Consider the following 9,731-nt stretch of genomic DNA (forward strand, 5'->3'; position numbering starts at 1 on the left):
AAAATGTTCGGCACTTATCATATTTTCATAATAACGTGTCAAAGAATCAATTTCAAAAGAATAATATCCTCCCTGCCCTATCGATGTACGACGACGGAAAGGGGCACGTTTTTTCAGAAAGTAGTTACGCTGATACTCAATCAGTTTCTTTTCTGCATCCTGGGCTGTACGTTGTGTATCGGTCGTCATGCCTTTAAAGTAGTCAAAGACCATTAACGAAGAAGCCAGAGAGCAATGCGAGTAAGGACATCCCGTGATTTTCTGCGAATACCACGGAACAGGGATATTATTAGGAGCGAGCTTTTGAGTCTCCTGTACTTGTGCTTGCGTCTGAACGCTTATCAAAGCAAAGAAGCTTAAAAACAAATTGAAAATTATATGATATTTATTTCTCATGCAATATTTTAAATATCTTACTTACAATACATTCTCATCATCAAGAATACGAGCTGTCTCCACCTTTTCCAAACGAGCACGCAATTTAGGCATCATCGAACGACGAATACGTAACGTCATACTACAATCCATGTCATACGACTGATTGAGAATTTCCGGTTCCTCCTCTTTCACAATGCGCATCACGTCATTCATGAAAGGATATTCAAACATTACCGTCACGTCTTCATCTACTGTCTTTTCTATAATTGTAGCGGCAGCAATAGCTTCAGCAGCGGCAGCCTTGTAAGCCACGATCAATCCGCTTGTCCCTAACTTGATTCCTCCAAAATAACGAACTACTATAATCAGGATATCCGTCAGTTCATTTGAATTTATCTGTCCGAGAATGGGTTTTCCCGCTGTTCCGGAAGGTTCTCCATTGTCATTGGCACGGAAATCCTTTCGTGCAGCTCCCAACATATAGGCATAACATACGTGTCGTGCGTCATAATACTTTTTCTGATACGTTTCAAGATGTATTTTTATCTCATCGAGAGTACGCACAGGAAGGGCTATAGCAATGAACTTGCTTCGTTTTTCCGTATAAATACCTTCGGAAGGTTCAATGATGGTTTTATAAGTATCTTCAGCAGTCATGCTGCAAAGATACGGCTTTAATAAGAAAAGTCAATCTATCGTTTGGAAATATTAATGTTCCACTTATCGATGAGATGTAGCTGGAAATATAAAAATCTTTGTTGGCAGATTTTCATCTATAAGATAGTGACGCTATCCAATAAAAATAGTGACAGTATACCACAAGGATACCGTCACTATCCCGGGCATATACCGTCACTATTTTTTTTATCTTAATCGGGTGTTACATTTATTGATATAGCTTACATCAGCAACGTCTTTTTTGCATCATCCGATAGAATTTCCTAATCCAATTTATGAATTACCAACCCCGAACGAAGTTTAGGTTCAAACCAAGTTGTCTTCGGTGGCATGATATTACCTGTATCTGCAATATCCATCAATTGTTTCATAGATACGGGATAAAGAGCCAGAGCCACTTTCATTTCACCGCTATCCACACGTTTCTTGAGTTCTCCCAATCCACGGATGCCGCCCACAAAATCAATACGCTTGTCCGAACGCAAATCCTTTATACCCAAAACTTCATCCAAAATCAGGTTGGAAGAGATGGTAACATCAAGCACGCCAATAGGGTCGTTATCATTGTATGTACCTGTTTTGGCTGTCAGACTGTACCATTTACCACCCAGATAGAGTGAGAAGTTATGTAAGCCGGATGGTTTATAGATATCCGCACCCTTCTCTTCTACTATAAAGTTTTTATCAAGTGCAGCCAGGAATTGCTCGGGAGTCAAACCATTGAGATCTTTCACTACACGATTATAGTCGATGATGGTTAGCTGGTTTGCAGGGAAGCAAACAGCCATGAAGTAATTATATTCTTCATCACCCCGATGATTCGGATTTTGCTTTGCTTTCTCTGCTCCCACTAGTGCAGCAGCGGCAGAACGGTGATGTCCGTCGGCAATATAAAGAGCCGGCATTTTAGCAAATTCGGCAGTAATAGCAGCAATATCCTCATCTTGATCGACAATCCAGAAAGTATGTCCAAAACCATCCCCCGGAGCGATGAAGTCATAAACAGGCTTGCTTGCCGTATACTTCTTGATAATAACATCCAACTTCTCATTATCCGGATAAGCAAAGAAAACAGGTTCGATGTTAGCGTTGTTCACACGGACATGCTTCATACGGTCTTCTTCCTTGTCACGACGGGTAAGCTCATGTTTTTTGATAATCCCATTCATATAATCGGGAACGTATGCACCAACTACCAATCCGTATTGCGTTTTCCCGTTCATCGTTTGGGCATAGATATAATAATTTTCCTTATTATCCTGCACCAACCAGCCTTTATCCTGGAACAGTTGGAAATTCTCGGCAGCTTTAGCATACACTTGTTCGTCGTGTTCGTCCGTACCGACAGGGAAATCTATTTCCGGTTTAATAATATGATAAAGAGACTTTTCGTTACCTTCCGCTTCTGCGCGGGCTTCTTCTGAATTCAATACATCATAAGGACGTGAAGCGACCTGTTCTACGAGGTCTTGCGGAGGACGAATGCCCTTGAAAGGTTTAATTATTGCCATGATATTAGTATTTTATATGTAAAAAATTAAAGCCACAGACTTATTGAAAATCTGTGGCTCAAATATACTACTTATTTCTAAAAGAATCTTATTTGTTTACTCTAAATTTCTCGCAACCATCTTTCAGGAAGCCTACAATTTGTTGAGCGGCAGCAATACCGGCATTGATATTTGCTTCAGCAGTTTGAGCCCCCATCTTCTTTGGAGTTGAGAAATAACGTCCGGCAAATTTCTCTGCAAATTCTGCGTTAGCAGCAGGCATAATATCTGTGATATATTTGAAATCTGCACGATCTTCCATCAATTTAATCAGTTCTGCTTCGTTGATAACTTCCTTACGGGCAGTGTTTACCAACATAGCACCTTTCGGCATATCTTTCAACAGAGCATAATTGATAGAATTTTTCGTTTCGGCAGTTGCCGGAATATGAAGAGATACCACCTGACAAGTCTTATACAGTTCTTCTGCCGAATCAAGTGCTTTCACACCATCTTTTTCGATTACTTCTTTCGGGCAGAATGCGTCGTAAGCATACACTTCCATTCCGAAACCTTTGGCAACACGGGCTACATTACGACCTACGTTTCCATAAGCATGAATACCCAGTTTCTTGCCCATCAATTCTGTACCGGAAGTTCCGTTATAGAAGTTACGGACAGCATATACCATCATACCCAAAGCAAGTTCGGCAACAGCATTAGAGTTTTGTCCCGGAGTGTTCATCACACATACGTTGTGAGCAGTGGCAGCAGCCAAGTCAACGTTGTCATATCCCGCACCGGCACGTACTACGATTTTCAATTCTTTGGCAGCATCAAGCACCTCTGCATCAATAATATCACTACGGATAATGATAGCATTAGCATCTTTCACTGCATCCAGCAATTGAGCCTTATCTGTATATTTCTCAAGTAAAGCAAGCTCGAATCCGGCCGCTTCTATTTCTTTACGGATGCCGTCTACTGCAACTTTAGCAAACGGTTTTTCTGTAGCTACAAGTACTTTCATAATTTAATTCTATTTATAAAAACTCACCACAGATTACGCAGATTCTCACAGATTATAGAATTTAGGAATCTGTGCTAATTCGTGTAATCTGTGGTGAAAATAATATATTAATGAAGTTTTTCAAATTCCTGCATGCAGTCAATCAAAGCTTGTACGCTTTCTTTCGGTAAAGCATTGTAGCAAGATGCACGGAAACCACCCACAGAACGATGTCCTTTGATACCTACCATACCTCTTTCAGTGGCAAACTTCAAGAAGTCAGCTTCAAGGTCTTTGTATTCGGGAGCCATCACGAAACAGATGTTCATGCGTGAACGGTCTTCTTTGGCAGCAGTACCCACGAACATTTTGTTGCGGTCGATTTCAGCATACAACATATCCGCTTTTTCAATGGCACGACGTTCCATTTCTTTCACACCACCTTGTGCTTTGATCCAACGAAGGTTCAGCAATGCAGCATAGATGGGCACTACCGGAGGAGTATTGAACATAGAACCATTATCAATGTGTGTCTGATAATTCAGCATTGACGGAATGTAACGAGAAACCTTACCTACAGCATCATTCTTAACAATAACGAATGTAACACCTGCAGGAGCCAGATTCTTTTGTGCACCACCATAAATACAGATATATTTAGAAACGTCAATCGGACGTGAGAAAATATCAGAAGACATATCGGCAACCATCGGAACCGGAGAATCGAGGTCTTTCTTCAATTCTGTACCGTAAATCGTGTTGTTAGTAGTGATGTGGAAATAATCTGCGTCTGTCGGGATTGTGTAATCTTTTGGGATATAAGTATATGTAGCTTCAGCAGAGGAAGCAACTTCTACAACTTCACCAAACCCTTTAGCTTCTTTCATTGCTTTCTTAGCCCACACACCAGTGTTCAGGTAAGCAGCTTTTTTTCCAGGAAGTTATAAGGAACCATGCAGAACTCCATACTAGCACCTCCACCCAGGAACAGTACCGAATAGCCTTCGGGAATATTGAGTAATTCCTTGAATAATGCCTCTGCTTCGTCAACCACAGGTTGGAAGTCTTTGGCACGGTGGCTGATTTCCATCAAAGAGAGACCAGAGCCGTTGAAATCTAAAATAGCCTTCGCTGTATCCTCTATCACCTCACGCGGAAGAATGGAAGGTCCTGCATTGAAATTATGCTTTTTCATTTGAAGTTTGTTTTTGGTTTAACAATTTCGTTACTTTTGTCTTTTGACCTTGCGAATTTACGAATTTATTCCCATCGCACAAATCTTTCCTTATAAAAATACTGTTTTAAAGCAGATTTTCCTTTCTTTTTATTGGTTTATACAGGATATATACACCATATTGTTATCTATAGATGTCAAGTATGGGATAAAAGTCGAGATTGAAATAGAACCGGAGATATTGATGATAAAACAAAAGATTAATGCAATAAAAATGAATATTTATAAACTACAACAGTGAATTCAGCTTAGATTAACAGGGAAATGAAGTGAAAAGTAAAACATCTTTGGAAATAATGTAATCATCCCTATGCTCAATGACTAGTGAACATAGGGACGATTGTAAATAATAAAAGAGGACTTTAAGAGTTCTATATTACAAAAAAAGAGTTTTACTTCGCTTCCTCAATAATAGTCTTCATTCCTTTTATTTTCTCTCCTTGAATCAGATTCAGGAGTTGCTTCACCTTAGCTCGGCGAACGGCAACGAAAGCATAATGTTCTTTGACATCAATCGCTCCGACATCTTCGCGAGTCAGATTTCCTTTTTTATATAAGAATCCGGCAATATCGATCCGACTAAGTTTCTCCTTCTTTCCTTTACCTATATATATAGTAGCCCAGAGCGATTTCGGAGGCCGGGGAGGGTTTTCAGGCAACACTACTATCTCCATTTCTTCCGGGATATAAGAAGGAAGTTTCTCTTCGGTATGAAGAATCAGATAAGACGTTCCGGTCGCATCCCAACGTGCTGTTCGTCCGTTGCGGTGCGTAAAGGCTTCTTCATTGACCGGCAAATGATAATGGATAATATGTCCGACTTCCGGAATATCCAGTCCACGAGCAGCCAGATCGGTAGAAATCAATACATGACAACTGCCATTACGGAACTTGTAAAGCGCACGTTCACGGTCCGGCTGTTCCATACCACCATGAAAACGTTCTGCGAGTAGTTTTTTATCCGCCAATAACTGATGTACACGGTCCACCGCATCCCGATGATTACAAAACACAATGCTCGAACTGCTCCCCAATGTACAAAGCAGGTTATATAAAGTATCAATCTTATCTTTGGAAGGCGAAAGCACCTTCATCAATTTCAAGCGCGACTCTTGTTCTTCAGAATCGTCCGAAAGGAAGTTCAACTTAACTGTGCGGTTCAATCCTGTAAATTCGGGAATCTCTTCGGCATCGGTAGCTGAAAGCAACATACGTTTTTTTAATCCCGGAAGCTGGGTGATAATCTCTGCCATTTCATCGTGGAAACCAAACTCCAACGATTTGTCGAACTCGTCGATAATTAAAGTTTCAATGGTTTCGGGATTGAAATTTCCTTTAGACAGATGGTCGGTGATACGTCCCGGAGTACCAATGATGATAGCAGGATGATTGCCCAATATACTTTTCTTTTCTTCGGCGATAGGATGCCCACCGTAACAACAGCAGGTTTTCCAGGAAGTCCCCATTGCTTTGAATACAGAATCTATCTGTAAGGCCAGCTCACGCGAAGGAACGAGAATCAAAACCTGCACGCTGTCATCGTTCGGTTTTAGAGTAAGGAGTAAAGGTAACAGATAAGCCAATGTCTTGCCCGATCCTGTCGGTGACAACAGTATAACGTCTTTTCTTCCGGTAGCTTGTTCAAGTGATGCTTCCTGCATCGGATTCAGCTCCTCAATCTTCAAATTGCGGAGAGCCGACTGTATAATTTCATTTTTCTCTAACATGGGGGCAAAGATACAAAAAGGAAAGAGTACGGAGATAAAAATGCAATCAAACTTTAGCCATGCCGGTCAATATATAATAACCTTTCAGATTATTCTCTTTCATGTAAATGGTTACTTCTGCCCTACAAGCTGTCACCAAGGCATATCCCGTTAAACTTGAACTCATAGCTTTGACAAATGAATACTCTGTATCATTGTGAATAAAAGATATACGATGATATTCCATAACCTATTGTACTTTAATAATTCTATTGTGTAGCCAAATATACGAATATAATAGATAAGTACGGATAAAAAAGGAGAACTATCTTTAAAACAGACATAAAATAGATACAAACCATAACGGAAAGACATTATGAGATAATAGTAAAAAAAAGCGGGAAATCGAAGAAGCATTACTGCTTTTCAGATTTCCCGCTCTGTGTTTATGTAACCTTTCCGGTCATTGTTCCGACCGGTTTGTTCTCTTCTGCGAATTATCCTCCGAAGTTGTCGAACATCAGGTTCTGTGCCGGAACGCCAAGATCGTCGAGCATCTTCTCAACAGCTTTCGACATCGGACCAGGACCACACATATAGTATTCAATATCTTCAGGAGCTTCGTGATTCTTCAGGTAAGTTTCGTAAATTACGTTGTGAACGAATCCCGGAGTGTACTTCACGCCTGCAGCATCAGCAGCAGGGTCCGGACGGTCGAGAGCCAAATGGAAAGTGAAATTCGGGAAGTCCTTTTCGATTTGCAAGAAATCTTCCAGATAGAACACTTCGTTCAGCGCACGGGCACCGTAGAAGTAAGACATCTTACGGTCAGTAGTATGCAATGTCTTGGTCAAGTGCATGATTTGCGCACGCAACGGAGCCATACCGGCACCACCACCAATCCACATCATTTCCTTCTTAGAATCGAAGATTGGGTGGAAGTCTCCGTAAGGACCGCTCATTATTACCTTGTCACCCGGTTTCAGGGTAAAGATATAAGAAGAAGCGATACCCGGCATTACGTCCATAAATCCAGGACCTTGTTCTTTCGGTTTGAACGGCGGAGTAGCGATACGTACTGTCAACATGATACGGTCACCTTCGGCAGGATAGTTGGCCATAGAGTAAGCACGGATTGTTTCCTCGTCGTTCTTACACTTCAGACCCAGCAAACCGAATTTCTCCCATGCAGGAAGATATTCATCACCAATCAAGCTCTTATCAATGTCCTTGTCATAGTCCATTGAGAATTTAGGAATCTTAATCTGTGCGTAAGAACCCGGGATAAAGTCCATGTGTTCGCCTTTAGGCAGAGCAACGATGAACTCTTTGATAAATGTAGCCACGTTCTTGTTGGAGATTACTTCGCACTCCCACTCTTTCACGCCAAGTACAGATTCGTCAATCTTGATTGACATATCGCCTTTCACTTTCACCTGACAGCCCAGACGCCAGTGGTCTTGCTGCTGTTTGCGACTGAAGTGAGGAACCTCAGAAGGCAGAATTTCGCCGCCTCCTTCGAGTACTTGGCATTTGCACTGTCCGCAAGATCCCTTACCACCACAAGCAGATGACAGGAATATCCCATTTACAGACAGCGTATTCAACAAAGTAGAACCGGAAGCCACTTCCAATTCCTTTTCGCCGTTGATTGTCAGTTTTACGTTTCCTGACGGCACCAGGAAATTCTTGGCAACCAACAAGATTACAACAAGCAACAGAATAACCACAAGGAATACCCCAATGCTCGCTAATATTAAATTCATATCCATTGTCTTATTCCTTTCTTTTTAGATGTTCAAACCAGAGAAACACATAAACGCGATTGCCATCAGACCTACTGTGATAAATGTGATACCCAAGCCCTTCAACGGAGCAGGTACGTCAGAGTAAGCCATTTTCTCGCGGATAGCAGCCAGACCTACGATAGCCAGCAACCAACCGATACCAGAGCCTAATGCATAAGAAAGGGCATCCCAAATATCACCAATGTATTTCGGATCACTCGGACCCAGATTGATACGTTGTTGCATAAACAGAGAGGCACCCATGATCGCACAGTTAACAGCAATCAACGGCAGGAAGATACCCAGCGAAGCGTACAGTGACGGAGTGAAGCGTTCTACCACCATCTCCACCAATTGCACGATACCGGCAATTACGGCAATGAAAAGAATAAAACTCAAGAAGCTAAGGTCGACACCTTCAATGATAGCATTGGCAGCCAACACCTTAGTTTGCAACAGGTAGTTGACCGGAAGCGTCACCAGCAACACGAAAGTCACGGCGATCCCCAGTCCTACGGCAGTCTTCACATTCTTCGAAACAGCCAGGTATGAACACATACCCAAGAAGAATGCGAATATCATGTTGTCCACAAAGATAGAGCGGACGAATAAACTTAATAAATGTTCCATAATTCTTTTTGATTTATGATTTATGATTTATAATTTATGATTCAGCAGACTTATCATGCGACTATGACTATAAAGCTAGACATAAATCATAATTCAGAAATCAGAAATAATTAATTACTTTGTTCTTGCAATTCTTTATGACGTGCACGTTGATACCAGATAATGCATGCTACGATAATCAATGCCATCGGCGGCATCAACATCAAGCCGTTGTTTACGTATCCGATATTTTGAATCGGTTCATAATTCAGGATATTGAAACCAAGCAATGTTCCCGAGCCAAACAGTTCGCGGAAGAAAGCAACGATAATCAGAATCTTGGCATAGCCTAAACCATTACCTACACCATCCAAGAAAGACTCCCAAGGACCGTTCTGCATGGCAAATGCTTCCAGACGTCCCATCAAGATACAGTTGGTGATAATCAAACCTACATAAACAGAGAGCTGTACGCTTACGTCGTAAGCAAACGCTTTCAGGATTTCACTTACGATAGTTACCAAAGCAGCTACCACAACCAACTGGACGATGATGCGGATGCGGTTAGGAATCGTCTTACGCAACAGTGAAATAACAACGTTGGCAAATGCAGTAATCACCGTTACTGAAAGTCCCATCACGATGGCAGGCTCCAGCTTTGCAGTAACAGCAAGTGCAGAACAGATACCGAGCACCTGTACGGTTACCGGATTATCAATTCCCAGCGGAGCAGAGAATACTTCTTTATTTTTCTTTGAAAACAGTTGTCCCATATTCTATCTTTCTCCTCCTTATTATTTAGTTAAAAAACTCAAGTAACTATTCAGGCAAGACTTCAAC

The 9,731-nt window shown here is 41.4% G+C and carries 8 protein-coding genes and 2 pseudogenes; all 10 read right to left on the reverse strand.

Annotated elements, in window-relative coordinates; all coding sequences use genetic code 11:
• A pseudogene (locus BXY_RS03510) lies at positions 1–396 on the reverse strand (C39 family peptidase); the annotation flags it as partial.
• Between the two features lie 21 nt (positions 397–417).
• Positions 418–1,035 carry an IMPACT family protein gene (locus BXY_RS03515; RefSeq protein WP_008643833.1) on the reverse strand — a complete coding sequence of 206 codons (618 nt, stop codon included), beginning with the start codon at positions 1,033–1,035 and terminating at the stop codon, positions 418–420.
• 284 nt (positions 1,036–1,319) lie between these two features.
• Positions 1,320–2,567: a DUF1015 domain-containing protein gene (locus BXY_RS03520; RefSeq protein WP_015531233.1), complete on the reverse strand. Its 1,248-nt coding sequence runs from the start codon at positions 2,565–2,567 to the stop codon at positions 1,320–1,322.
• An 88-nt stretch (positions 2,568–2,655) separates the two neighbouring features.
• Positions 2,656–3,576 carry an NAD(P)-dependent oxidoreductase gene (locus tag BXY_RS03525; RefSeq protein WP_015531234.1) on the reverse strand — a complete coding sequence of 307 codons (921 nt, stop codon included), beginning with the start codon at positions 3,574–3,576 and terminating at the stop codon, positions 2,656–2,658.
• A 107-nt stretch (positions 3,577–3,683) separates the two neighbouring features.
• Positions 3,684–4,750, reverse strand: a pseudogene (gene serC / locus BXY_RS03530) (3-phosphoserine/phosphohydroxythreonine transaminase).
• Positions 4,751–5,181: 431 nt separating this feature from the next.
• Positions 5,182–6,516: a DEAD/DEAH box helicase gene (locus BXY_RS03535; protein ID WP_008022131.1), complete on the reverse strand. Its 1,335-nt coding sequence runs from the start codon at positions 6,514–6,516 to the stop codon at positions 5,182–5,184.
• Positions 6,517–6,562: 46 nt separating this feature from the next.
• Complete coding sequence (locus BXY_RS03540; protein WP_004306317.1) at positions 6,563–6,742, reverse strand: hypothetical protein; 180 nt, start codon at positions 6,740–6,742, stop codon at positions 6,563–6,565.
• Positions 6,743–6,992: 250 nt separating this feature from the next.
• Positions 6,993–8,267 (reverse strand): NADH:ubiquinone reductase (Na(+)-transporting) subunit F, encoded by a 1,275-nt coding sequence (gene nqrF, locus BXY_RS03545; protein ID WP_008022130.1) that lies wholly within the window; start codon positions 8,265–8,267, stop codon positions 6,993–6,995.
• An 18-nt stretch (positions 8,268–8,285) separates the two neighbouring features.
• Complete coding sequence (nqrE, locus tag BXY_RS03550; RefSeq protein WP_004315904.1) at positions 8,286–8,912, reverse strand: NADH:ubiquinone reductase (Na(+)-transporting) subunit E; 627 nt, start codon at positions 8,910–8,912, stop codon at positions 8,286–8,288.
• A 110-nt stretch (positions 8,913–9,022) separates the two neighbouring features.
• Positions 9,023–9,664 (reverse strand): NADH:ubiquinone reductase (Na(+)-transporting) subunit D, encoded by a 642-nt coding sequence (locus tag BXY_RS03555; RefSeq protein ID WP_004300389.1) that lies wholly within the window; start codon positions 9,662–9,664, stop codon positions 9,023–9,025.
• Positions 9,665–9,731: the final 67 nt, after the last annotated feature.

Origin of the sequence: Bacteroides xylanisolvens XB1A, assembly GCF_000210075.1 — a bacterium.
Taxonomy (GTDB): Bacteria; Bacteroidota; Bacteroidia; order Bacteroidales; family Bacteroidaceae; genus Bacteroides; species Bacteroides xylanisolvens.